The sequence below is a fragment of the Acidovorax sp. genome (assembly GCF_022763525.1).
Lineage (GTDB): Bacteria > Pseudomonadota > Gammaproteobacteria > Burkholderiales > Burkholderiaceae_C > Acidovorax.
This window is the reverse complement of the sequence record NZ_JALEGG010000116.1, coordinates 1-23,305: the sequence shown is the minus strand read 5'-3', so window position 1 is coordinate 23,305 and position 23,305 is coordinate 1. Positions and strand designations below refer to the sequence as shown.

Genomic DNA, 23,305 nt, shown 5'->3' with positions numbered 1-23,305 from the left:
TGCAGTGCTACTCGGCTTACGCCTCATCAGCAGCGCCGGCTTGCGCCAGCGCCGCTGGCAGCAGGGCGATGCCCAGCTGCTCGCGCACTTTGTTTTCAATCTCCCGGGCGAGGTCGGGGTTTTCGCGCAGGAATTCGCGCGCGTTGTCGCGGCCCTGGCCGATCTTTTCGCCGTTGTAGGCGTACCAGGCGCCGCTCTTTTCCACGATCTTGGCGTTCACGCCCATGTCGATGATCTCCCCCTCGCGGCTGATGCCCTCGCCGAACAGGATGTCGAACTCGGCCGTCTTGAAGGGCGGGCTCACCTTGTTCTTGACCACCTTGACCTTGGTTTCGTTGCCGATCGCTTCGTCGCCCTTCTTGATGGTGCCGGTGCGGCGGATATCGAGGCGCACCGAGGCGTAGAACTTGAGCGCGTTGCCGCCGGTGGTGGTTTCGGGGCTGCCGAACATCACGCCGATCTTCATGCGGATCTGGTTGATGAAAATGACCATGCAGTTGGTCTTTTTGATCGTGGCCGTGAGCTTGCGCAGCGCCTGGCTCATCAGGCGGGCCTGCAGGCCGGGCAGGGCGTCACCCATTTCGCCTTCGATTTCGGCCTTGGGCGTGAGCGCGGCGACCGAGTCGACGACGATCAGGTCCACGGCGCCCGAGCGCACTAGGCTGTCCACGATTTCGAGGGCCTGTTCGCCGGTGTCGGGCTGGCTGATGAGCAGGTCGGGCACGTGCACACCGAGCTTTTGCGCGTACTGGATGTCCAGGGCGTGCTCCGCATCGACGAAAGCGCAGGTGCCACCCTGCTTTTGCATCTCGGCAATCACCTGCAGCGTGAGCGTGGTCTTGCCCGACGATTCCGGCCCGTAGATTTCGACCACCCGGCCGCGTGGCAGGCCGCCCACGCCCAGAGCGATGTCCAGGCCGAGGGAGCCGGTGGAGACCACCTGGATGTCCTCGATGGCCTCGCCTTCGCCCAGGCGCATGATCGTGCCCTTGCCGAACTGCTTCTCGATCTGGGCGAGCGCAGCGGCCAGCGCCTTGGCTTTTTCGGTGTTCGCGGGGTTGGTGCCTTTGACTGCGACGTCCATGAGAAACTCCTAGGAAAAACAACAGGTTGGATGACTACATCCTTCTGCGGTTAACCACAGGCTGGATGCTTGAACAGTAGTTTATGCGACCTGTTTCGCCAAAACCAAGCGGTATTTGGTCAGTTTGCCTGACAATCTGCCATGGCCGAAAACTCCCCCACTTCGCGCGCCAGCGACGGCTGGCGCCAGACCCATCTGGGCCGTCTGCTGGGTCACGCCATGCGGCGCTTTGACGCGCGGGTGCTGCAACTCATGGCACACAACGTGGAGGTGCCGCTGGCACTGTCCAATCTGGCCGCCCGCGACCAAGTGACGGCCGCCCACGTGCACATCACACGCCACCTGGCGCTCACGGGCGACCGGCTGACCGACCTGGCCGAGCGCGCCGGAATGACCAAGCAGGCCATGGGCAACCTGGTGGACCAGTGCGAGGCCTGGGGTCTGGTTACCCGCGAGGCCGACCCGCTGGATGCCCGTGCCCGCCGTGTGTGCTTCACGCCCACAGGGCTGGCCTGGCTGCAGGCCTTCCACGACGCCGTGGCCCAGGCCGAGGCCGAATTCCGCGCCGAGGTGGGCAACGAGGTGGCAACCGTGGTGGCCATCGGGCTGGAGGCCTATGCAGGCGGCGACGCGCAATGGCTGGGCACCCACCGCCACGGCGGCGGATAGGCAGAGCGCGCGGCTCGGCCCTGCCAAGGCCCACCCGCCCCGGCACCCCGGGCCAAGATCCTGTTCACGATCTCTCAAGGGCGCCGCTGCCCGCTGCCAGGGCCTCGGCACGCGCTGCGGTCGCCAGTCGCGCGGCATCGAGGCCCAAGGCCTTGAGCGTACGCGCCGCCACGCCCTGCGGCATGTCGGCCACCAGGGCCACGATGTGGGCGCCGCGCAGCGGGCCGGCCTGGGCCTTGCGCGACCGGGCCAGTGCCTGCATCAGCGCTTCGCCCGAGGGCTGGGCCCGGTAGAGGCGGGGCGGCTCTGCCGTCGCGGGAGCCGCGGCGGGCAGCGCATTCTCGAGCCCCAGGCCCTGCAGGGCATCGCGGTACTGCTGCTCGATGGCCGCCGGTACGGCGCCCGGATCCTGGCCCAGTCGCTCGAAGGCGCGACGCGCGGAGCCGTCGGGCAGGTCCAGCGCGGCCAGCAGGAAGTGCTCGGCGCCTGGGGCGCTGTGGCCTTGGGCTCGGGCGTGATTTTCGGCGCCGGTGCACAGCTGCTTTAGCGTGCTCAGGCTCTGGAAGTGGTCACGGATGCGTTGGAACATGGGTCACGGCTCCTGGGCTGAAGAGGATGGAGGACGGCCAGCCAGCCCCGAGAGGCCCGACAGCCGCTTGTGCGCCGCCTGCTTGCTCACGCCCAGCGCCTGGGCGATCTGTGTCCACGACCACCCCTGCTCCAGGGCAGAGGTCACCGCGGCGGCTTCCAGCCGGTCGGCCATCAGGCGCAGGGCCACGACGGCAGCCAGCGCGGCCTCGGGGTCGTCGTGCGAAGGAAGCGGGGGCGAGGGCGGGGATGACATGCGTCAACTCTAGTTGACGTTTATCGCTCCGTCAACCGATGTTGATGATTTTCTGAGCATTCCGCCTCAAGATCCGGGCAACGCGTCCGCGGCCATGCCTGGCGCTGCAGCGGCCATCGGGTGTGCATCCGCAGGCGCTGCGCAGGCCAGCAGCCATTGCCGAAAACACTGCAGCGCGTGCAGCGGTGTGCGGCCCTCCGGGAAGCAGAACCAGTAGCCCTTGTCGCTCAGGTAGCCACCGCGCAACAGCGCATGGGCCAAGGGCTCGCGCACCAGCCCGGCGGTGATCTCGTCCTGCACCAAACAGCGCGGCACCAGCGCCAGGCCCATGCCCGCCATCACCGCGCGGATCATGGTCTGGAACTGGTCGAACTGCGGCCCCGCGAGCGGATCGATGAGGCCGAGGACGCCGTGCGTCTCGCTCCAGCGCAGCCAGGCCTCGGGCACGGTCACGTGGCGCATCAGCGCGTGGCGGGCCACGTCGGCCGGTGTGTGGATGGCCCAGTCGGCCACGCGCGTACGGGGGGCGATCAAGGCCACTTCGTTGCCCGTGATGTAGTGCGCATGCGCGCCGGGCCAATGGCCTTCGCCGAACAGGATCGAGCAGTCCAGCTCGGGCCGCTCAAAGTCGTAGCTGTGCACGTAGGGCACGAAGTGCAGCGTGACCTGCGGGTGCTGCTGCTGAAACTGCGGCAGGCGCGGGATGAGCCACTTGGCCGCGAACGTGGGCAGGCTGGACAGGTGCAGGGCGCCGCCGCCGTCGTCGCTGGTGATCAGCTCCAGGGTGGCGGCCTCCAGCTGGGCCAGCACGGCGCGGACGGCCTTTTCATACCGCGCCCCCGCTGGCGTGAGAGCCAGGCGCTTGCGACTGCGCTCGAACAGCGGCGTCCCCACCCAGCCCTCCAGCTCCTTGACCTGCTTGCTCACGGCGCTTTGCGTCAGGTGAAGCGCCTCGGCTGCGCGCGAAACGCTGTCGAAACGGGCCACGGTGGAGAACGCGCGCAAGAGATGCAGCGGGGGTGCAAGGCGGCGCAAGCTGGACATTGACGACCTCCAATCATTCCATCATGGAATGTTATCAGGCCGATCTTTTGTTTGGCGGGGGCGGCGCCGCGGCGTACGCTCAAGGCTCATTTCAACGGAGAAACCCCATGCAACGTCGTCACGCGCTTGCGGTATTGGCTGCAACAACTTTCGCATCTGGAATGATCTCTGCCCAAGAGGGCAAGCCGCTGCGCATCATCGTGCCCTTTCCGCCCGGCGGTGCCACCGACATCACGGCCCGCAGCCTGCAAGAGCCGCTGGCCCGCATCCTGAAGCAGCCCGTGGTGCTGGAAAACCGGGGCGGCGCTGGCGGCTCGATCGGCATGGCCGAAGTGGCCCGTGCCCCGGCGGATGGCCTCACGCTGGGCGTGGCCACGCTGTCCACCCACGGCGTGAATCCTGCCGTCTACAGCAAGCTGCCCTACGACCCCATCAAGGACTTCGTGGGCGTGACCGAGATCGTGCGGGCGCCAGGCGTCATCGTGGTGAACCCGGCGGTGCTGCCCGTCAAGGACCTGGCCGAGCTGGTGAAATACCTCAAGGCCAACCCCGGCAAGGTGTCCTACGCCACGCCCGGCAACGGCACCATCGGCCACATGTGGGGCGAGCTGTTCAAGCGTGCTTCGGGCACCTCCATGGTCCACATCGCCTATCGCGGCGCAGGCCCGGCCATCAACGACGTGCTGGCCGGCCAGGTGGGCGTGTACTTTGACCAGGTCGCGTCTTCGCTGCCGCACATCAAGGCCGGCAAGCTCAAGGCGCTGGCCGTGTCGTGGCCTGTACGGCTGGAAGTCCTGCCCGATGTCCCCACCTATGCGGCGTTGGGCTACAAACAGGCCAACGAGCCTTCGTGGTTCGGCCTGGTGGCCCCGGCGGCGACGCCCGCTGCGGCCGTGGAACGTGTCCAGCAGGCCGTGGCCCAGGCGCTGAAAGAGGTCGCGGTGCGCGAGCGCTTGGCGGGGCAGGGCCTGTACCCGTCGGGCACGACCTCCAAGGAGTTCACCGCCCAGATCGCCCACGAGATCGACAAGATGAAGGGTGTGGCGGCCTATGCCAAGGTGGTGCTCGACTGAACCCACCCGGGCGCAGGGCCCCGCCATGCGCCGCCTGCGCCCCCAATAACCCCAGCGGCAGCCCGGTCTGGCCGGGCACGCCGCCTTCCCTTGCGCACACTCTGCCTATGCATTCAGCCTTGAAACTGATCCACCACCGATTCCAGCAATCCCAACCGGGCGCCGCCGGCCTGCCCGGACAGCCCACCCACGCCCCCGACACCCCGACGGTGACGGCCCGGCCCGGCACCACCCCGCTGGTGCTGGATTCGCCCCACAGCGGCACGCAATACCCGGCCGACTTTGGCTCCGCCTGCGACCTGCCCACGCTGCGCCGGGCCGAAGACACGCACGTCGAGAAGATCTATGCCTTTGCCCCCGCGATGGGCGCAGCCTGGATCGAAGCCCACTTTCCGCGCATCTACCTGGATGCGAACCGCGACACCACGGAGCTCGACACCTCCATGCTCGACGGCGCTTGGACCGGCCCCATCTCCACCGACCCCAAAGTGCTCAGCAAGGTGCGCCTGGGCAAAGGCCTGATCTGGAAATTCACCGACGAAGGCGAGCCCATCTACCACCGCCAGCTCACGGTTCAGGAAGTGCGCGGGCGCATTGACCGCTGCTGGCGCCCCTACCACGCCGCCGTGGCGCAGGCCATCGATGCCGCCCATGCACGCCACGGCTACAGCATCCACCTCAACTGCCACTCCATGCCCGCCGTGGCCGGCCGCTTCGCCACAGAATTCCCGGGGCTCGTGCATGCCGACTTCGTCGTGGGCGACCGCGATGGCACGACGGCCGACCCGGCGCTGTCCGCCCTCATCTGCGACCACCTGCGCGCCTGTGGCTACAGCGTGGAATACAACCACCCGTACAAGGGCGTGGAGCTGGTGCGCCGCTATGGCAACCCCGCGCAGCACCGCCACAGCATCCAGGTCGAGATCAACCGCAAGCTCTACATGGACGAGCAGACGCTGGAGCAGGACCCGGCGGGCATGGCGCGCCTGCAGACTGACTTGAAGGCGCTGGTGCAGCGGCTGCTGAGCACCGACCCGCGCTGAGGTGGATCAAGGGCGGATGAGGTGGGCCCGCCGTGGCGGTGCCGGGCCCCCTGCGCCGGGCCGCAGCCCGCCTAAAATTGCTGGCAGGCGCGGCGCCAGACCGCAGCCCCCACCAGGAGACACCCCATGCGCATTCTCATCGCCGAAGACGACCAGGTGCTGGCCGACGGACTGCTGCGCACGCTGCGGGCCTCCGGCGCCGTGGTGGACCACGTGGCCAGCGGCACCGAGGCCGACGCGGCCCTGATGACCAACAACGAGTTCGACCTGCTCATCCTGGACCTGGGTCTGCCCAAGATGCACGGGCTGGAAGTGCTCAAGCGCCTGCGCGGCCGCGGCGCCACGCTGCCGGTGCTGATCCTCACCGCGGCCGACAGCGTGGAAGAGCGCGTCAAGGGCCTGGACTACGGCGCCGACGACTACATGGCCAAGCCGTTTTCGCTGCAAGAGCTTGAAGCCCGCGTGCGCGCCCTCACGCGCCGGGGCATGGGCGGCACCAGCAGCTCCATCAAGCATGGCCCGCTGGTGTACGACCAGGCCGGCCGCGTGGCCACCATCGACGGCAAGATGATCGAGCTGTCGGCGCGCGAGCTGGGGCTGCTGGAGGTGCTGCTGCAGCGCGCGGGCCGCCTGGTCAGCAAGGAGCAGCTGGTGGAGCGCCTGTGCGAGTGGGGCGAGGAAGTGAGCAACAACGCCATCGAGGTCTACATCCACCGCCTGCGCAAGAAGATCGAGGGCGGGCCGATCCGCATCGCCACGGTGCGAGGACTGGGGTACTGCCTCGAAAAAATCCCTGGATGACATGAAGCACCCCCTGCGTCGCTTCGCGCCCGCCCCCTCTCCTTCGGGAGGAAGAGGCACCCGGTGGCCTGGCAAAGCCAGTTCCGTGGGTGCAATGGCCCGGGCCGTGTCCGTGACAACCGTAGCGGTGGGCAATGCCTTCAAGCCGAATGCTACAAAAATGCTAGCCTTCAGCGCTTTATAGATAAGCGCCAGAGGCCAATTTCATTCAAAACCACCACGGCGAGCGCCTTGAAAATCTTCCAGCGAGAGCAGCGCTCCCTTTTCGGCGAGATCCTCGACTGGATGCTCACGCCGCTCCTGCTGCTGTGGCCCGTCAGCCTGGCGCTGACGTGGCTCGTGGCGCAGGGCCTGGCCAACAAGCCGTTTGACCGGGCGCTGGAGTACAACGCCCATGCCCTGGCCCAGCTGGTGAGCGTGGCGGGCAACAAGGTGCAGTTCAACCTGCCGCAGCCCGCCAGCGAAATCCTGCGCGCGGACGATTCCGACATCGTGTACTACCAGGTCCTGGGGCCGGGCAACGAGTTCCTCTCCGGCGAACGCGAGCTGCCCGAACCTCCCGCCGATGAAGTGCCCACGCCAGGCGAGGTGCGTTTGCGCGACGGCGAAATGCGCGGCATCGAAATCCGCGTCGCCTACATCTGGGTGCGCCTGCCGCTGCCGGGCACGCCCGTGGCGCTGGTGCAGGTGGCAGAAACCCGCGAAAAGCGCAGTGTGCTGGCCACCGAAATCATCAAGGGCGTGATGCTGCCGCAGTTCGTCATCCTGCCGCTGGCGGTGCTGCTGGTGTGGCTGGCGCTGGCGCGGGGCATCCAGCCGCTGAACCAGCTGGAGCAGCGCATCCGTGCGCGCAACCCCGACGACCTCTCGCCGCTGGACGACCGCACCGTGCCGCTCGAAGTGGCGCCGCTGGTCTCGTCGGTGAACGACCTGCTCACGCGCCTGAACGAATCGCTGGCCACGCAAAAGCGCTTCCTGGCCGACGCCGCGCACCAGCTCAAGACGCCGCTGGCGGGCCTGCGCATGCAGGCCGACCTGGCCCAGCGCGAGGGCACCAGCACGGAGGAGCTCAAGCGCTCGCTGCAGCAGATCGGGCGCTCCAGCATCCGCGCCACGCACACCGTCAACCAGCTGCTGGCGCTGGCGCGTGCCGAAGGCAGCGGCGTGGGCATTGCGCGCCAGCCGTGCGATCTGGCGCGGATCGTGATCGAGGTGGTGCGCGACTCGGTGCCCCGCGCGCTCGACAAGCACATCGACCTGGGCTACGACGGCGCCGAGCCCGGCTCACCCGGCGTGTTGCTGGACGGCAACCCCACGCTGCTCAAGGAGCTGGTGCGCAACCTGCTCGACAACGCCATCAACTACACGCCGTCCACACCGGCCAGACCGGGCGTGGTCACCGCCCGGGTGCTGGCCGACACCTTCGGCCACGTGCTGCTGCTGCAAGTCGAAGACTCGGGCCCTGGGGTGCCCGAGGCCGAGCGTGAGCTGGTGTTCCAGCCCTTCTACCGGGCGCTGGGCAGCGAGGCCGACGGCTCGGGCCTGGGCCTGCCCATCGTGCTGGAGATTGCGCGCAAGCACGGGGCCGAGGTCACGCTGGAAGATGCCCACCCCGGGCACCAGCCGCCCGGGGCACTATTTACCGTGCGCTTTGCTGCGCGAGACGAAATCCCGGTCGTCTGAGAGCCTGTTCACGATCTCCCAGGGGCATCAGCCGCAGGCCCGCAGCGCCTTGCCCGCCATGGCGGGCCGCAGGGCATCGAGCTGCGGGCGCAGCGCGTCGGTCACCGCCGGCAGGCGCAGGGTGAAGCCCGGGGCATCGGGGCGCTCCTGCACCACGCGGGCCGTGCGCACGCCGCGGCCGGCCAGGTTGGCCAGTTCACGCTCGGCCGCCTCGCTGGAGGAAAAGCGGCCCAGCGAAAGTCCATATTCCAGCGTGCCGCCCGCGCGGTCGTGATCGACCTTGCGGGCCCGCAGTTCGGCGCGTTTCTTGTCCAGCGCTTCCAGGTCTTCGAAGCGGCCCATGTAAACCATCCAGCGCCCGGGCACCGGAGTGGGGTCGAGCACCCAGCTGCCGGCGGGCAGGGCGGCGGCGGCGCTGCGCAGGGCCTCGGCCTGGCGTTCATCGAACACGCCGGCCTGCAGGCACTCGGCGGAATCACCAGGGGTGGGGGTGGGTGCGGCGGAAGATGCGGCATCGGCCACCGGGGCGGCCGCACCCGAAGCGGGCGAAGAAGGAGAAGGGGAGGAAGACGTTTTGCCAGGGTTCACCCGCAGGATCTGCAGCGTCTCCGGCTTGATCTGCTGGTTCATCCGCTGGGGCTCGGCCTGCTCCTGGGGGGCGAATCCCCAATCCTTGAGCAGGCCTTGCGACCAGGCGTAATAGCCTGCGTTGGCCAGCAGCAGCGCGATCAGGGCTAGTCGCAGCATGGTGTCCTTTCTGCCGAGGGCTCCAGAGGAAGCTGGATGCCAAGAGCCTGTTCACGATCTCGCAGGCGCATGGTCATGCCGCGGGCCGCACGCTGATTTCCGAACTGGTGACGGCCTGCATGCCACCGGGTGTGTGCACCAGCAGCGCGCCGTCCTCGCCCACCCCATGGGCGGTCCCGCTCTGGCCATCGCTCAACGTGACCGCCCGGCCCTGCAGCACGTCGCGTGCCGCAAACCGAGGCTGCATGGGGCCAAAACCATAGGCCTCGAACGATTGCAGCATGGCCACGAGCGGGGGCACGATGCGTAGCAGGGCCGCGGGAGCGTCCAGCCCCGGCTCCACCTCCTGCAGACTGCCCGGCGGCATGCTCATGCCTTCGGCGCTGCGCGGCAGCACGTTGATGCCGATGCCCACCACCACATAGCGCGCGCTGCTGGCGCTGGCCGTTGCAGCCGCAGGGGCCGAAGCCTGGGGCGCCACAAAACTCGCTGTCTCCACCAGGATGCCGCCGAGCTTGCGGTCCCCCGCCGCGCCGCCCAGCCACAGGTCGTTGGGCCACTTGAGGCCCACACGCGCGGGCTGGACAGCGCCCGGCGGCGGCAGGGCGGGCTGAAGGCTTTCGGCGACGCTCACCCCCACAGCGAGCGACAGGCCGGACCAATCCTGGGGCGCCAGCGGCAGCCCCAAAGACAACATCAGGGAAGCCCCCACATCGCTCTGCCACGCCCGCCCCAGCCGCCCGCGCCCGGCGGTCTGCTGTTCGGCCACCAGCAGCGTGGGCTCGCAACGGCCGGCGCGCGCACGGCGCATGAGTTCGGAGTTGGTGGAATCGATGGTGGGCAGCACCTCGACGGTAAAGCCCGGTAACAACAGTGACACGGCTTCCCAGATCGCCTCGGCGGGCCAGCGGATGGGGGCAGTGTTCACGGGCGGCGGCTCCGCGGCTTGGCCTGTGGTGGATTCTTGGGAGCCTGGGCAGGTTTGGCGGCTTTGCCAGAAGACGGCTTGGCAGGCGGCAGCGGCACAGGGGGTGCCCAGCCGCGCTTGGGCGCGAGCAGGGTGCCGCGGCAGTTGGCGGCTCCGCACCAGCAAGGGTATTCAGCCTTGAGCTTCTTGGTGTAGCGCTCTTCGATGATCAGGCCGTAGTCGTAGTTGAGCTCTTCGCCGGCCTGGATGTTGCGCAGCGCAGTGATGAAAATGCGCCCGTCCCGCTCGTCGGCGTAGCAGTTGGGATCGCAGCTGTGGTTGATCCAGCGCGAGGAGTTGCCGCCGAACTTTGCGTCGATCACGTGGTCTTCATCCACGTGAAAGTAGAACGTGTGGTTGGGCTGCAGGGGATCGTGCGGGTGCCGGTCCTGCGCTTCCTGCCAGCCAATCACTTCGCCCGTGTATTCGACAAGGACTTCGCCCTCTGCAATATCCTGCACGGCAAAAACGCCTTTGCCGTGCACGCCCGAACGCCGGGTCTGGATGCGGCGGCCCGAAGCAGGCGGAGGGGCGGCAGGCGATGCGGATCGGGGCATGGCAAAAACTCTGTTAACTTGAATATGCACACATGCGCGTGCGCGTGCACGCGTGAGGCAACGAATTGTAGAAGCGCCCGGCCCGATGCCGGATGAGCCAGACTGGCGAGAAACCCAACAAATGACCAAGACCCTGGTAATTGCAGAGAAACCTTCCGTCGCGCAAGACATCGTGCGCGCGCTGACCCCCGTGGCCGGCAAGTTCGACAAGCATGAAGACCACTTCGAGAACGACCGCTACGTAGTCACCAGCGCCGTGGGCCACCTGGTGGAGATCCAGGCCCCCGAGCAGTTCGACGTGAAGCGCGGCAAGTGGAGCTTTGCCCACCTGCCCGTGATCCCGCCGTACTTTGACCTCAAGCCCGTGGACAAGACCAAGAGCCGCCTGAACGCGGTGGTCAAGCAGGCCAAGCGCAAGGACGTGACCGAACTCATCAACGCCTGTGACGCGGGCCGCGAGGGTGAGCTGATCTTTCGCCTGATCGAGCAGTATGCGGGCGGCAGCAAACCCCTGGGCAAGCCCGTCAAGCGCCTGTGGCTGCAGTCCATGACGCCCCAGGCGATCCGCGAAGGCTTCGAGAGTCTGCGCAGCGAGCAACAGATGGCGGGCCTGGCCAGCGCGGCGCGCAGCCGCTCCGAGGCCGACTGGCTGGTTGGCATCAACGGCACGCGCGCCATGACGGCGTTCAACTCGCGCGACGGCGGGTTCTTCCTCACCACCGTAGGCCGGGTGCAGACGCCCACGCTGTCGCTGGTGGTGGAGCGTGAAGAAAAGATCCGCAAGTTCATCAGCCGCGACTACTGGGAGATCCACGCCACCTTCGGCGCCCAGGCCGGCGAATACCCCGCCAAGTGGTTCGACCCCAAGTGGAAGAAGGGTGAGGACCCGGAGGCCAAGGCCGACCGCGTCTGGTCTGCCGCCGAAGCACAGGCCATTGCCAACGCCGTGCGCGGCAAGCAGGCCACCGTCACCGAGGAAAGCAAGCCCACCACCCAGGCGTCGCCCCTGCTGTTCGACCTGACCAGCCTGCAGCGCGAGGCCAATGGCAAGTTCGGCTTCAGCGCCAAGACCACGCTGGCGCTGGCGCAAAGCCTGTACGAACGCCACAAGGCCCTGACCTACCCCCGTACCGACTCGCGCGCGCTGCCCGAGGACTACCTGCCCGTGGCCAAGCAGACTTTCGAGATGCTGGCTGACAGCGGCATGCGCCATCTGGCGCCGCACGCGCTCACCGCGCTGAACAACAACTACATCCGCCCGTCCAAGCGCATCTTTGACAACAGCAAGGTGAGTGATCACTTTGCCATCATCCCCACCCTGCAGGCGCCCAGCGGCCTGAGCGAGGCCGAGCAAAAGCTGTACGACCTGGTGGTGCGCCGCTTCATGGCCGTGTTCTTCCCCAGCGCGGAATACACCGTCACCACCCGCATCAGCACCGTCGCCGCCGCGCCGGGCCGCCCCAAGCAAGGCGCGGCCCCCTCGGGGGGCAGCGAACCACACGAAGTGGGGAGCGTGGGGGCAACATCCGTGCACAGCTTCAAGACCGAAGGCAAGGTGCTGGTCAAGCCGGGCTGGCTGGCCATCTATGGCAAGGAAGCGGCCGACGAAGTGGAGGGCGGCAAGGACGGCGACAAGGGCCAGAACCTGGTGCCCGTCAAACCCGGCGAAATGGTCAACACCCTGCAGGTCGATCCCAAGGGCCTCAAGACCAAGCCGCCCGCCCGCTACTCCGAAGCCACGCTGCTGGGCGCCATGGAAAGCGCGGGCAAGCAGATCGACGACGACGAGCTGCGCGAGGCCATGCAGGAAAAAGGCCTGGGCACGCCAGCCACGCGCGCGGCCATCATCGAAGGCCTGCTGACCGAAAAGTACATGCTGCGCGAAGGCCGCGAGATCATCCCCACGGCCAAGGCCTTCCAGCTCATGACGCTGCTGCGTGGCCTGGAGGTGGAGGAACTCTGCCGCGCCGAACTCACGGGTGAGTGGGAATACAAGCTCGCCCAGATGGAAAAGGGCCAGCTCAGCCGCGAAGCCTTCATGCAGCAGATCGCCGCCATGACCGAGCGCATGGTGAAGAAGGCCAAGGAATACGACCGCGACACCATCCCCGGCGACTACGCCACGCTGCAGACGCCCTGCCCCAACTGCGGCGGCATCGTCAAGGAGAACTACCGCCGCTACGCCTGCACTGGCAAGTCCGGCACGAGCGCGGACGCCTGCGGCTTCAGCTTCGGCAAGTCGCCCGCCGGCCGCACGTTTGAAACAGCCGAGGCCGAGCAGCTGCTGCGCGACAAAAAGATCGGCCCGCTGGAAGGCTTCCGCTCCAAGGCGGGGTGGCCCTTCACCTCCGAGATCGTCATCAAGTACGACGACGAGGCGCACAACTACAAGCTTGAATTCGACTTTGGCGACGACAAGAAGGGCGAAGAGTCGGGTGAGATCGTCGAGTTTGAAGACGCCTCGCTTGGCCCTTGCCCCATCTGTGGCTCAGAGGTGCACGAGCACGGCAGCAACTACGTGTGCAGCAAGGCCGTACCCACGGCCGCCCAGCCCACGCCCAGCTGCACCTTCAAGAGCGGCAAGGTCATCCTGCAGCAGCCCGTGGAACGCGAGCAGATGCAAAAACTGCTGGAAACCGGCAAGACCGACCTGCTCGACAAATTTGTGAGCATGCGCACGCGCCGCAACTTCAAGGCCCACCTGGCGTGGGACAAGGAGGCGGGCAAGGTGAACTTTGAATTTGCGCCCAGCAAGTTCCCCCCGCGCAGACCCGCTGCGGGCGCTCCTGCAAAAACAGGAGCTGCCAGCGCAGGCAGGGCAAGCGCTGCAGCCAAAAAAGCCCCCGCCAAGAAGGCGGCCACCAAAACCCCCGCCGCCAAGGCACCGCGCAAGGCCGCTGCCGGCAAGGCCCCCAGCCCCGCGCTGGCGGCCGTGATCGGCACCGACCCCGTGGCACGCCCCGAGGCAGTGAAAAAGCTCTGGGAGTACATCAAGGCCCACAACCTGCAGGACCCCAAGGACAAGCGCACCATCGTTGCCGACGACAAGCTGCGTGCCGTATTCGGCAAGGACAGCGCGGGCATGTTCGAGTTGGCCGGCCTGCTGGGCGGCCACCTGGGAGGCGACGAATGAGGCCGCGCACGCCGTCCTGCACGCCGCCTGCCCGCAGCGGGTGGCGCGCCGTGCTGGTAGCGGTGGCGGTTGCTGGCGCGCTGTCTGGCTGCAGCAGCACGCCGGGCGCGGCGCGCTCCAGCGACCCCGCCGCCCAGCAGCCCCGGCAGGGCGCCAGCGGCGTGACCGTGTTCGGCGACATCGACGTGAACGTGACGCGGGAGCGCAACCGCTGAGGCCATGGCGAGCGCCGCAAAGCCACGGGGGATGTGATGGGCGAGCCCGCACTGTCCCTGCAGATCGCCACCACGGTCCACCACCGCATCCACACCGTCACGGTGCGCATGGATTCGGTGGGCTGGGTGGTGTCGGGCACCAAGCATTTGGTCACGCCCGGCGGCGGGCACCGCTACCCCAGCGGGCGGGTGTTTGTGCTGCCGCGCGGCGCGCAATGGGAAGTGGTCAACGACCCGGCGCCGCAAGGCCGTTACGTGGCGCGGCTCTTGTGCTTTGCCCCCGAGCTGGTGGCGCAGTTCCACCGCCAGTTCGGCCAGTTCGCCGCCCTCGCGCCAGTGCAGGGCTGCGCAGGCCTCGCGGCGGATGCCGCCTTTGAGGACAGCTACATGCGCGCCGTGGCCGCACTGGAGAGCGACGACAGCTCCCAGGCCCTGCGCGAGCACCGCGCGCTCGAAGTGCTGCTGATGCTGGCCGAGGCGGGCATCGTCTTGGCCCCCCCGGGCGAGCTGGGCTGGGCCGAACGCGTGCGCCGCCTCGTCGGCCCCAGCCCCCAGGCCGACTGGACGGTGGAGCGCATCGCCGCGGCTTTCGCCACCAGCCCCAGCACCCTGCAGCGCCGCCTGGCCCAAGAAGGCGAAAGCGTGAGCCAGTGCCTGCGCGATGTGCGGCTGGAAACGGGCCTCATGCTGCTGCAAAGCTCCACGCTGCAGGTGTCCGAGATCGCCGCGCGCTGCGGGTATGAATCGCACAGCCGCTTCAGCGCGGCGTTCCGCGACCGCTTTGGCTTTGCGCCATCGCACCTGCGGCCTTGACGCGCAGCGCACAGCCTTTGACACCCCCGGGCCAGCGCGGAACGGCAGCGCGGCGCACTATGAAGCCCTTGTCGTCACACCGTTTGCAAGGAGTTTTTTGGATGCCACACACTGCCCCCTTTTCGCGCGCTGCCCGCACGCTGGCCGCCGCCGCCCTCGGCCTGATGGCCCTGGCAGCCCAAGCCCAGACCTTCACCCTCACCAGCCCCGACTTTGCCGAGGGCAGCACGCTGCCCCAGCGCTTTGAATTCAAGGGCTTTGGCTGCGCGGGCGACAACCAGTCGCCCGCGCTGCGCTGGAGCGGCGCACCGGCGGGCACCCAAAGCTACGCAATCACCGCCTACGACCCGGACGCGCCCACAGGCTCGGGCTGGTGGCACTGGGTGGTGGTCAACCTGCCCGCCAGCATCACCGAACTGCGGCCCGACGCGGGGGCCGGCGATGCCAAGCTGCCCGCGGGCGCCCGCCATGTGCGCATCGACTACGGCGTGGCCGCCTGGGGCGGCACCTGCCCGCCCGAGGGCGATGCGCCGCACCGCTACATCTTCACCGTGCACGCGCTCAAGGTGCCGCGCCTGGACCTGCCACCCGACGCTACGGCGGCGCTGGCCGGGTACATGATCAACGCCAACAGCCTGGGCAAGGCCACCCTCACGGCGCGCTACGGGCGCCCGGTCACCAAGGGCAAACAGCCGTGACACCACGTGCTCGGAGGGGCGCAACGATGTTTTAAGCTTGGGGTCCCCCCCAACACAGGCCCACACCATGCGCAGCGCCCGCGAACGCACCTTCTGGTCCATCCTGGCAGCCGTGCTGCTGGCCGCCGCAGCCGCCGCATGGTGGACGGCCGACCAGTGGCTGCCCCACGTTGGGCCGTGGACCGAGCAGGCCTGGAAGAAGATCACCCGCCCCGGCCCGGAGACCTTGCCGCCCGGCAAGCAGCCATCCGCCGCGCCCGCCCGCGCCGCGAACGGTGGCGCCTCCGAACCGATCGCCCCGCAGCCGCGCAAGTGCGTGAAGGACGGCCGCACCACCTACACCGACCAGCCCTGCCCCAAGGGCAGTCAGGAGCTGCCGGTGGATGGCGCCGTGACCTCGCTGCCCCGCGCGCCGTGAATGGGTCGAGGCGGGCAGCGGACGCGCACGGCGGGTGATATGTCGCTTTTTTCCTAGCCTGCAGGGCGGGTGCGCGGATTCAATCGTTGCACCCATCCACCACTGCCGCACCCGTCCGTTTCGCCCGGGCGGCCGGCCACCAACACCGATGCAAGACTCCAAATACCTGCGCGCCACATTGATGGCACTGGCCCTCCTGGGCCTGGCCGTCCCCTGGTACTTCAACGTGGCGTACTTTTTGGCCGGCGGCAGCGTGATGCCCGGCATCTTCTGGCACGACGCCTTTGCCAATGCGCTCACCACCGGCATCACGCTCGACGTGTACCTGGCCGCCATCGCGTTCTCGGCGTGGGTGGCAGCGGACCGCAGCCTGGGCGCTTGGCGGTGGGCTTACATTGCCGCCTGTTTTGGCCTGGGGCTGGCGTTTGCCCTGCCGCTGTATCTGGCTCAGCGGTTGCGAGAGGCGCCCTGCACTGGCCCTGGCTCCCGCGGCTGAGCCGGTTGGGCGTGCTGTGCCTGCGCACCGATCTGCAACGGCCAGTGCGCAGTGAACGGTGTGCGCGCGCCCTGGACCAGGGCCTGCAACGGCTGGCCCGCCAGCCTGCGCACATCGCGCGCCAGGTGCGACTGGTCGTAGTAGCCTTGGTCCACCGCCAACGCGGCCCCCTGGCCGCCCGGCCCAGGCTCCATGGCCACGGCTTGCCCCAACGCGCCGTTCAGCCGCGCGATCACCTGGAACTGCTTGGGCGACATGCCCCAGTGCGTTGCAAAACGCCGCTCCAGCTGACGCGTGCTCAAGCCTATGCGCTGGCCGGCAACATCACCGGCACCTGAACCAGCACTGGCGTTCCCCGCCCGCAGCAAGGCCAGCGCCTGCTGCCGCCACGCCTCGCAGGGCGAAGGCGGCGCAACCCGCTGGCGGATGAACTGGCACAGCACCGCAAGCCGGGCGCCATCGTCCGCCGCAGCCCGCACGGCGTTCTCTACCTCTGCCCACCCAGGTCCCGCCAGTTCCGCCACCGACCGCCACGTGTTCACCAGTCCGCGCGCCCCCGCCCACAGCGCCCCCGCCGCCACGGGCCGCAGCACCAGTCCCACGGCGCGCACCGGCCCGCTGTGCGCATACACCGTGGCCGTGGTGCTGGCGCTGATCCACGCCGATGGCGGCACCGCCGTGCCCCGGCACGCCACATGGCCCGCCAGCCGCACGACCAGCATGCTCGACACCATGGCCGGAAAATGCGACTGCGCCAGCGCTTGCGGAGCATCCACCACCACGGCGGCCTCCAGCCAGGAGGCCAAATCGGGGGGCACGGGCACCAGACGCTGCATGCCCGGATTCTGCACATCGGCGCAACGCAAGGTGGGCCGCGCCGACCTGCAGGCTCGCGCAGCCGCCGCGCGCGTGACACGCGGGAGCCGCACCGCCCGACTATGCTTGGGCTCCCAGCGTCTTCCGCCCCACCTGCGCACACACCACGCACCCCATCCCATGCAGCCCCAGCCAGCCCCCACCCGGTCCCTCCCCCTCGCAGGCGCCACCAACTTCCGCGACCTGGGCGGCTACACCGGTCACGGCGGGCGGCCAGTGAAGTGGCGCCGCATCTTCCGATCGGACCACCTGGCGGGCCTGACCGCGCAGGACCAGGCCCTGCTGGCGCAACTGGGCGTGGCCCGGGCCATCGACTTTCGCGGCCAGGCCGAGAGCGCCGCCTACGCCTACGCGCTGCCCGGCATCGCCTACCACCCGCTGCACATTGAACCCACCGTGGTGCAGCGCGCCCTGGAGCTGCAACGCACCGGCCGCCAGCTCACCGCGCAAGACGCCGTGGCGCTGATGCAGGACACCTACCGCGGCTTCGTGCACGACAACGCCCCGCGCTTTGCCGAACTCTTCCGCCTGCTGCTGACCCACGACACGCCCACCGTCTTCCACTGCACTGCCGGCAAGGACCGCACTGGCTTCGCCGCCGCCCTCATCCTGCTGGCCCTGGGCGTGCCGCGCGATGTGGTGATGCACGACTACCTGCTCACCAACACCCTCTACCGCCGCCCCGAGGGCATGGCCAGCCACGCGCCCGAGGAGGTGCTGGCCGTGCTGTGGCGGGTGCAGGAGGAGTTTCTGGACGCCGCGCTGCACATGGTGGACAACGACTTTGGTGGCCTGCAGACGTATCTGGTAGAAGTGCTGGGAGTGGATGCCGCCGCGCAAAAAGAACTGGCGGGGCGGTATCTGCAGGCGGCGGTGTAGCCCATCCGCCTCAAAAACCCGAAAGAGGCGTGCGGAACCCCGTGTGCGGGTTTGCATCGACACGGTCCTTCTTGCTATTAAAAATATAGCTATTCGCGTAATCTGTCAAAGCGCCAGGACCCTATTGGGTCCCTTTTGCGCACGCCAGACCAACCCCACAACACCCGCGCAACCTACCAACTTTGGCAGGTTGCGGCGTGCCCTCTCACCCCCTACAGTCACGTAACAAATGCACACAAGATCGGGAACAGGGAGGAGAGGCTGACAGCAGAGGCCACCGGGGTGGCTGCACACCCCGGCGCCCGCTGATCAGCCCCAACACGGGTCGAAGGCAACGACGACCTGCTCAGGGGCGCAGCTGCAACTGTGCCCCCGTGAGGCCCCGGCAAGTGCAGGCCGATGGGAAGAACGGCGTGCACCTGCCGGGGCCTGTTGAGCGAATGCTGAGGTGCTTTAAGCGCCCACTCAAAACAGCTCAGCTTCAAAAGCGTGGGCAGCACGCCCGCGCATGGATACACCGGGGCCAGTAGAGCGGCAGCGCTGCCGCGTCACAACGCCATCGCGGCCAGTCCGAATGTTGCCGCAAGCGGGCCGCGGCCCCTTTATCGATCAACGTACGGACCATCCAGACGCGCGTTTCGCCGCGTCGCGGGCGCTACAGGGAAGGCTGAGCAGGATGCCTTTGCGGTCCGAGCGAGTGCGCGCGTCCCGCACCTTGCCATGCGCCCGCTATGCTCCCCCCAACCAAACACGACCCATAGACACGGTGACCGCCATGCACGACATCATCTGCCCCCACTGCAACAAGGCGTTCAAGGTGGACGAAGCCGGGTACGCCGACATCCTCAAGCAGGTGCGCGACGCGGATTTCGCCGCGCAGTTGCACGAGCGGCTGGAGCTGGCCGAGCAGGACAAGCGCAATGCCGTGGCGCTGGCGCAAGCCCAGGTGGCCAATGAGCTGCAGAAGGCGGCGGCCGCCAAGGACGCGCAGATTCAAGCGCTGAAGGCGCAGCTGGATGCGGGCGCGGTGGAGCGCGACCTCGCGGTAGCACATGCCCTGAGCGCGGTGGAGAAGCAGCGCGATGCGCTGGCGAATGAACTGGAGCGCGCGCGGCAGGCGCAGCTCACCGCGGCCCAGTTGGCAGAGGCGCGACTGGCGCAGGAGCTGCAGGGCGTAGCCGCCCGGAAGGATGCCGAGATTCAGCAGCTGAAATCGCAACTGGAGGCGGGCGAGGTGGCGCGCAGGCTGGCGGTGACCGAGGCGGTGACGGTGGTGGCCCGGGAGCGCGACGAACTCCAAAACAATCTGAACCTGGTGGTGGTGAAAAAGCAGCTGGAAGAGGCCGCCATCAAGGAGCAGTACGCCCTGCAATTGCGCGACCGTGATGGCGAGATTGCGCGCCTCAGGGACATGAAGGCGCGCCTGTCGACCAAGATGGTGGGCGAGACGCTGGAGCAGCACTGCGAGACAGAGTTCAACCGCATCCGCGCCACGGCGTTCCCACGCGCGTATTTCGAGAAGGACAACGATGCGCGCAGTGGCAGCAAGGGCGACTACATCTTTCGCGACCTGGACGAGGCGGGCAATGAGATCGTCTCGATCATGTTCGAGATGAAGAACGAGAACGACGAAACCGCCACCAAAAAACGCAACGAAGACTTCTTGAAAGAGCTGGACAAGGACCGCAATGAGAAGGGCTGCGAATACGCGGTGCTGGTGTCGCTGCTGGAGCCCGAGAGCGAGCTGTACAACACGGGCATCGTGGACATGTTCTACCGCTACCCCAAGATGTACGTGGTGCGGCCGCAATTTTTCATCCCCATCATCACGCTGCTGCGGAACGCGTCGATGAAGTCGCTGCAATACAAGTCGGAACTGGCGCTGGTGAAGGCGCAGAACCTGGACATCACCAAGTTCGAATCGCAGCTGGAGGAGTTCAAGGGTGCGTTCGGGCGCAACTGGCGCTTGGCGTCCGACGGGTTCGAGGAGGCCGTCAAGCGCATTGACGAGGCCATCAAGGACCTGGAGAAGACAAAGGAAGCGCTGCACAAGTCGGCCAACAATTTGCGCCTGGCCAACGACAAGGCCGAAGACCTCACGATCAAGAAGCTGACCCGCGGCAACCCGACGATGGCGGCCAAATTTGCAGAACTCAGGCAAGTGGGGATTTTGGACAACGAGTCATAGCGCTGCGCCCGTCCCACTACAGCCACGCGCCCCGCCCGTAGCGTGGCAGCCACACCCTGCAGGTAGGATGCGCGGCTTCCTTTTCTCTCCTCTTCACGCGGCGCCTGCGCGCCCGCCTTCATCATGATCCGACTCGTTCTTCTTGCCCTGGTGCTGCTGGGCGGCTTTTATGCGCACGGCCGCTATACATTTTCCGAGCCGAAGGTGATGGGCTGGCTCACGCAGCACGCGGTGCACAGCATGCAGGGCGACAGCGTGGCGTGCGATGACTATGCCGATGACGTGAAGGTGGAGCTGACGGCCAAGGGCCTGCGCGGGCGGTGGGAAGTGGAGGGCGGCAAGGAAGAGATGTGCGGCTACCTCAAGCAGTCCGCCGCGGCGCTGACGGTGCTGCAGGCCCGCACGCACACGGAGTTTGACGATGTGCGCATCACGCGCGGCGGCTTTCCATGGACCACTGCGCGCGTGCAGTACACCCAGCGCACCTCGGTGCAGGCCGGGCCCATGCCCAGCCTGACCATTGTGAGCGAGGACTCGATGGTGCTGGCCCGCACGACGTCGGGCCTGCGCATCCGGGAGCTGCAGTCACAGTCGTCCGGGGGGCTTTAAACACAGCGCACCTGCCAGCAACATGTCCACCCAGCCCGTCCTCGGCCTCAGCCACCTGACCTTTGTCGTGCGCGATGTGGAGCGCACCGCCCGTCTGTTCTGCGAGGCCCTGGGCGCCCAGGAGGTGTACGACAGCCAGGGCCGCAACTTCTCCCTCTCACGCGAGAAGTTCCTGCTGCTGGGCGGAGTGTGGCTGGCCTTCATGGAAGGGGAGCCCACGCAGCGCTCTTACCGGCATGCGGCGTTTGCGGTGGGCGAGGCGGATCTGCCTGCGTGCGAGGCCCGTTTACGCGCCCTCGGAGCCGAAGTGCCCCCCCCCGGCCCCGGGTGGAGGGTGAAGGGTTGTCGCTGTATTTCTACGATTTCGACAACCACCTGTTCGAGCTGCACACAGGGACATTGGCGCAGCGGCTGGCGCGGTATGCACGAGGGTAAGCGCGCTGCATTGCAGACTTGGCGCTCCCATGCGCGTTAGCGTGTTGGAATCCGCTCAGCCCTGAGCCGCATCCACGGCCCGGATCAGCAGACAGCGCGGGATCAGCGCGCCCCTTGCGCCACCAGCCTGGCCGCCGCCGCAGCCCGCCGGCCGGCCCACAGCCCTTCGGCCGTGTACAGAGCCAGCGCCGTCCAGATCAGCGCAAAGCCCACGGCGCGGGGCCCAGCGAAGGTCTCGCCGTAGAGGAACACCCCCATCAGCGCCAGGATGGACGGCGTGATGTACTGCAGGAACCCCATGGTGGACAGCGGCACGCGCCGCGCGCCCGCCGCAAACAGCAGCAGCGGGATGGCCGTAACAGGACCGCTGAGCACAAAGAAGAGCCAGGTATGCGCATCGTGCGCGGGCAGCTGGCCGCTGTGGTGGCCCCACAGCAGAGCCGCCAGGGCGAAGGGGGCCAGCAGCAGCGTCTCCAGCGACATGCCTTCCAGTGCGCCCAGCACGGCCACCTTGCGCATCAGGCCGTAGAAGCCGAAGGTCAGCGCAATCAGCAACGCCAGCCAGGGCACGTGGCCGGACTGCACCGCCATCCACAGCACGCCGCCGGCGGCCAGTGCAAAGGCCAGCCACTGGGCCTTGCGCGGGCGTTCGTGCAGAAAGACAAAGCCCAGCGCCACGTTGATGAGCGGCAGGATGAAGTAGCCCAGGCTCGCGTCCAGCACGTGGCCGTTGTTCACCGCCCAGATGTAGGTGAGCCAGTTGCCTGCCAGCAGCAAGGCCGAGACCACGAACTTGCCCAGCAGCGCGGGGCTGCGCCGCACCTCGCCCAGCCAGGCAAAGCGGCGCAAGGCGGCCAGCACGATGAACACGAACACCAGCGACCACACCATACGGTGCAGCACCACCTCCAGCGCCGACGCGGCCTGCAACTGCTTGAAGAACAGGGGGAACAACCCCCACAGGAGATAGGCCGACAGGCCGTAGAGAATGCCGCTGGACATGGGTGGTTGGGAAGACAAAAGAAAACGGAGAGGTTGGGCGGGACAGACCGGCGCGCGGGGATGCCGGCAGGCGAGCGCAAGACGGTATCACATGGGATGGTGAGAGCTGCCTTGCATCAATTGCTATATTTTTAATAGCTTATTGCGCTTGCTGGGAAAGCGCTGGAGGCTGTTTTTGCTTGGTATGTATGGGGTAGATCGTCCCCGAGGGAGGCCCGCTGGGCATCCTTGCCACCAGCCTTTCACCCCACCTTCACCGACGCCCCTGTCGCATAAAACTGCCCGCCCGCCACATAGTGCAGCGTGCGCAGCGCATCCGGTGCAGAGTCGAACTCCCAGTGGCCATTGCGGAACACGCGCTCGTCGGCCCAGGCGGCCACCACCTCGCCGATGAAGAGGTCGTACGCCTGCTGGTTGTGCGGCTCGGGCACCACGCGGCACAGCAGCCAGGCGGCGCAGCCTTGCACCAGAGGGATGTGCGGGTGGCCGGGTGCCTCCAACAGCGCCACGCCATGCCGCTGCAGCTTGTCGGGCAGGGCCTTCGCGCTGTCGGTGCCCACGCCCACCGTCATCGCGGCCTGGCCCACGGTGGGCAGTTGCAGGGCGAACTGGCCGCTGGCTTCCACCAGCGTGCGGGTGTGCGTGGCCTTGTCCAGCACCACGGTCACCTTGGGGGGCGAAAAGTCCAGCGCGCAGGCCCAGGCGGCAGCCATCACGTTGCGCTGGCCCGCATGGGCGGCCGAAACGAGCACCGTAGGGCCGTGGTTGAGCAGGCGATAGGCCTTGTCGAGCGGGACGGGGGTGAAGTGGTCGGGGGTCGTCATGGCCAGCCAGAGAGAGAAAAGAGGGCGCATGATGCGCGAAACGCACGGGCACTGCGAGCGCAGGGCCTTAGAACGTGTTTACGATCTTTTCGGGGCCGCGTTGGAGTGCAATCGGGATGAGTGGATGCTTCGGATGCGCCGCATGGGCTCGTGCCCATGCAAGCAGCCGGGGCGTCCAATCGCCCGATTTCACTCCAACCCTTCGGG

25 protein-coding genes are annotated in these 23,305 nt (G+C 67.6%); 15 read left to right on the top strand and 10 right to left on the bottom strand.

Annotated features, from left to right (window positions below):
- Positions 1–16: 16 nt before the first annotated feature.
- Positions 17–1,084 carry a recombinase RecA gene (recA, locus tag MRY84_RS09355; protein WP_291505457.1) on the bottom strand — a complete coding sequence of 356 codons (1,068 nt, stop codon included), beginning with the start codon at positions 1,082–1,084 and terminating at the stop codon, positions 17–19.
- Positions 1,085–1,225: 141 nt separating this feature from the next.
- Here recA and MRY84_RS09350 point away from each other — a divergent pair, with 141 nt between their 5' ends.
- The gene (locus MRY84_RS09350) at positions 1,226–1,753 is read left to right on the top strand and encodes a MarR family winged helix-turn-helix transcriptional regulator (RefSeq protein ID WP_291505456.1); all 528 of its coding nucleotides are present in this window, start codon (positions 1,226–1,228) and stop codon (positions 1,751–1,753) included.
- A 64-nt stretch (positions 1,754–1,817) separates the two neighbouring features.
- On the opposite strand, the gene MRY84_RS09345 is transcribed toward MRY84_RS09350, so the two are convergent.
- From MRY84_RS09345 to MRY84_RS09335, 3 genes are all read right to left on the bottom strand, one after another.
- Positions 1,818–2,342, bottom strand: a complete 525-nt coding sequence (locus tag MRY84_RS09345) for an ATP-dependent Clp protease ATP-binding subunit (protein WP_291505455.1) — start codon at positions 2,340–2,342, stop codon at positions 1,818–1,820.
- A gap of 3 nt (positions 2,343–2,345) precedes the next feature.
- Positions 2,346–2,597 carry a helix-turn-helix domain-containing protein gene (locus MRY84_RS09340; RefSeq protein ID WP_291505454.1) on the bottom strand — a complete coding sequence of 84 codons (252 nt, stop codon included), beginning with the start codon at positions 2,595–2,597 and terminating at the stop codon, positions 2,346–2,348.
- Between the two features lie 66 nt (positions 2,598–2,663).
- Entirely contained in the window at positions 2,664–3,641 is a 978-nt protein-coding gene (locus tag MRY84_RS09335) for a LysR substrate-binding domain-containing protein (protein ID WP_291505453.1), read from the bottom strand.
- Positions 3,642–3,748: 107 nt separating this feature from the next.
- Between MRY84_RS09335 and MRY84_RS09330 the strand changes: the two genes are divergently transcribed.
- From MRY84_RS09330 to MRY84_RS09315, 4 genes are all read left to right on the top strand, one after another.
- Positions 3,749–4,714 carry a tripartite tricarboxylate transporter substrate binding protein BugE gene (locus MRY84_RS09330; protein ID WP_291505452.1) on the top strand — a complete coding sequence of 322 codons (966 nt, stop codon included), beginning with the start codon at positions 3,749–3,751 and terminating at the stop codon, positions 4,712–4,714.
- Positions 4,715–4,821: 107 nt separating this feature from the next.
- Complete coding sequence (locus MRY84_RS09325) at positions 4,822–5,757, top strand: N-formylglutamate amidohydrolase (protein ID WP_291505451.1); 936 nt, start codon at positions 4,822–4,824, stop codon at positions 5,755–5,757.
- Positions 5,758–5,883: 126 nt separating this feature from the next.
- Complete coding sequence (locus tag MRY84_RS09320) at positions 5,884–6,558, top strand: response regulator transcription factor (protein WP_291505450.1); 675 nt, start codon at positions 5,884–5,886, stop codon at positions 6,556–6,558.
- Between the two features lie 231 nt (positions 6,559–6,789).
- The gene (locus MRY84_RS09315) at positions 6,790–8,241 is read left to right on the top strand and encodes a sensor histidine kinase (RefSeq protein WP_291505449.1); all 1,452 of its coding nucleotides are present in this window, start codon (positions 6,790–6,792) and stop codon (positions 8,239–8,241) included.
- Between the two features lie 27 nt (positions 8,242–8,268).
- Here MRY84_RS09315 and MRY84_RS09310 read toward each other — a convergent pair whose 3' ends face one another.
- The 3 genes from MRY84_RS09310 to MRY84_RS09300 all read right to left on the bottom strand — a co-directional run bounded on the left by MRY84_RS09310 (position 8,269) and on the right by MRY84_RS09300 (position 10,512).
- The gene (locus MRY84_RS09310) at positions 8,269–8,988 is read right to left on the bottom strand and encodes an SPOR domain-containing protein (protein ID WP_291505448.1); all 720 of its coding nucleotides are present in this window, start codon (positions 8,986–8,988) and stop codon (positions 8,269–8,271) included.
- Between the two features lie 73 nt (positions 8,989–9,061).
- Positions 9,062–9,916, bottom strand: coding sequence for a biotin--[acetyl-CoA-carboxylase] ligase (locus tag MRY84_RS09305; RefSeq protein WP_291505447.1), 855 nt, complete (start codon positions 9,914–9,916; stop codon positions 9,062–9,064).
- The gene (locus MRY84_RS09300; protein ID WP_291505446.1) at positions 9,913–10,512 is read right to left on the bottom strand and encodes an SET domain-containing protein-lysine N-methyltransferase; all 600 of its coding nucleotides are present in this window, start codon (positions 10,510–10,512) and stop codon (positions 9,913–9,915) included. The genes MRY84_RS09305 and MRY84_RS09300 overlap by 4 nt, the downstream gene beginning before the upstream one ends.
- A gap of 121 nt (positions 10,513–10,633) precedes the next feature.
- On the opposite strand from MRY84_RS09300, the gene MRY84_RS09295 reads away from it, so the two are divergent.
- The 6 genes from MRY84_RS09295 (at position 10,634) to MRY84_RS09270 (ending at position 16,285) form a co-directional block, all read left to right on the top strand.
- Entirely contained in the window at positions 10,634–13,645 is a 3,012-nt protein-coding gene (locus tag MRY84_RS09295) for a DNA topoisomerase III (RefSeq protein WP_291505445.1), read from the top strand.
- On the top strand, positions 13,642–13,860 hold the full coding sequence (locus MRY84_RS09290; protein WP_291505444.1) for a hypothetical protein: 219 nt from the start codon (positions 13,642–13,644) through the stop codon (positions 13,858–13,860). Before MRY84_RS09295 ends, MRY84_RS09290 begins: the two co-directional genes overlap by 4 nt.
- 36 nt (positions 13,861–13,896) lie before the next feature.
- Positions 13,897–14,673 carry a helix-turn-helix transcriptional regulator gene (locus MRY84_RS09285; RefSeq protein WP_291505443.1) on the top strand — a complete coding sequence of 259 codons (777 nt, stop codon included), beginning with the start codon at positions 13,897–13,899 and terminating at the stop codon, positions 14,671–14,673.
- Positions 14,674–14,837: 164 nt separating this feature from the next.
- Positions 14,838–15,371 carry a YbhB/YbcL family Raf kinase inhibitor-like protein gene (locus MRY84_RS09280; RefSeq protein ID WP_291505458.1) on the top strand — a complete coding sequence of 178 codons (534 nt, stop codon included), beginning with the start codon at positions 14,838–14,840 and terminating at the stop codon, positions 15,369–15,371.
- A gap of 67 nt (positions 15,372–15,438) precedes the next feature.
- Positions 15,439–15,789: a DUF4124 domain-containing protein gene (locus tag MRY84_RS09275; protein ID WP_291505442.1), complete on the top strand. Its 351-nt coding sequence runs from the start codon at positions 15,439–15,441 to the stop codon at positions 15,787–15,789.
- A gap of 148 nt (positions 15,790–15,937) precedes the next feature.
- The gene (locus MRY84_RS09270) at positions 15,938–16,285 is read left to right on the top strand and encodes a DUF2834 domain-containing protein (RefSeq protein ID WP_291505441.1); all 348 of its coding nucleotides are present in this window, start codon (positions 15,938–15,940) and stop codon (positions 16,283–16,285) included.
- Here the strand turns inward: MRY84_RS09270 and MRY84_RS09265 are convergent.
- Positions 16,237–17,121 carry a helix-turn-helix domain-containing protein gene (locus tag MRY84_RS09265; protein ID WP_291505440.1) on the bottom strand — a complete coding sequence of 295 codons (885 nt, stop codon included), beginning with the start codon at positions 17,119–17,121 and terminating at the stop codon, positions 16,237–16,239. The genes MRY84_RS09270 and MRY84_RS09265 overlap by 49 nt on opposite strands.
- A gap of 160 nt (positions 17,122–17,281) precedes the next feature.
- Between MRY84_RS09265 and MRY84_RS09260 the strand changes: the two genes are divergently transcribed.
- The 4 genes from MRY84_RS09260 (at position 17,282) to MRY84_RS23165 (ending at position 21,312) form a co-directional block, all read left to right on the top strand.
- Positions 17,282–18,040 carry a tyrosine-protein phosphatase gene (locus MRY84_RS09260; RefSeq protein WP_291505439.1) on the top strand — a complete coding sequence of 253 codons (759 nt, stop codon included), beginning with the start codon at positions 17,282–17,284 and terminating at the stop codon, positions 18,038–18,040.
- 775 nt (positions 18,041–18,815) lie between these two features.
- Positions 18,816–20,228 (top strand): DUF2130 domain-containing protein, encoded by a 1,413-nt coding sequence (locus tag MRY84_RS09255; RefSeq protein WP_291505438.1) that lies wholly within the window; start codon positions 18,816–18,818, stop codon positions 20,226–20,228.
- A gap of 123 nt (positions 20,229–20,351) precedes the next feature.
- Positions 20,352–20,837, top strand: a complete 486-nt coding sequence (locus MRY84_RS09250) for a hypothetical protein (RefSeq protein WP_291505437.1) — start codon at positions 20,352–20,354, stop codon at positions 20,835–20,837.
- 22 nt (positions 20,838–20,859) lie between these two features.
- Positions 20,860–21,312 carry a VOC family protein gene (locus MRY84_RS23165; RefSeq protein WP_363317509.1) on the top strand — a complete coding sequence of 151 codons (453 nt, stop codon included), beginning with the start codon at positions 20,860–20,862 and terminating at the stop codon, positions 21,310–21,312.
- 62 nt (positions 21,313–21,374) lie between these two features.
- Here MRY84_RS23165 and rarD read toward each other — a convergent pair whose 3' ends face one another.
- Positions 21,375–22,274, bottom strand: a complete 900-nt coding sequence (gene rarD / locus MRY84_RS09240) for an EamA family transporter RarD (RefSeq protein ID WP_291505436.1) — start codon at positions 22,272–22,274, stop codon at positions 21,375–21,377.
- Between the two features lie 242 nt (positions 22,275–22,516).
- Positions 22,517–23,098: a flavin reductase family protein gene (locus tag MRY84_RS09235; RefSeq protein WP_291505435.1), complete on the bottom strand. Its 582-nt coding sequence runs from the start codon at positions 23,096–23,098 to the stop codon at positions 22,517–22,519.
- Positions 23,099–23,305 lie beyond the last annotated feature (207 nt).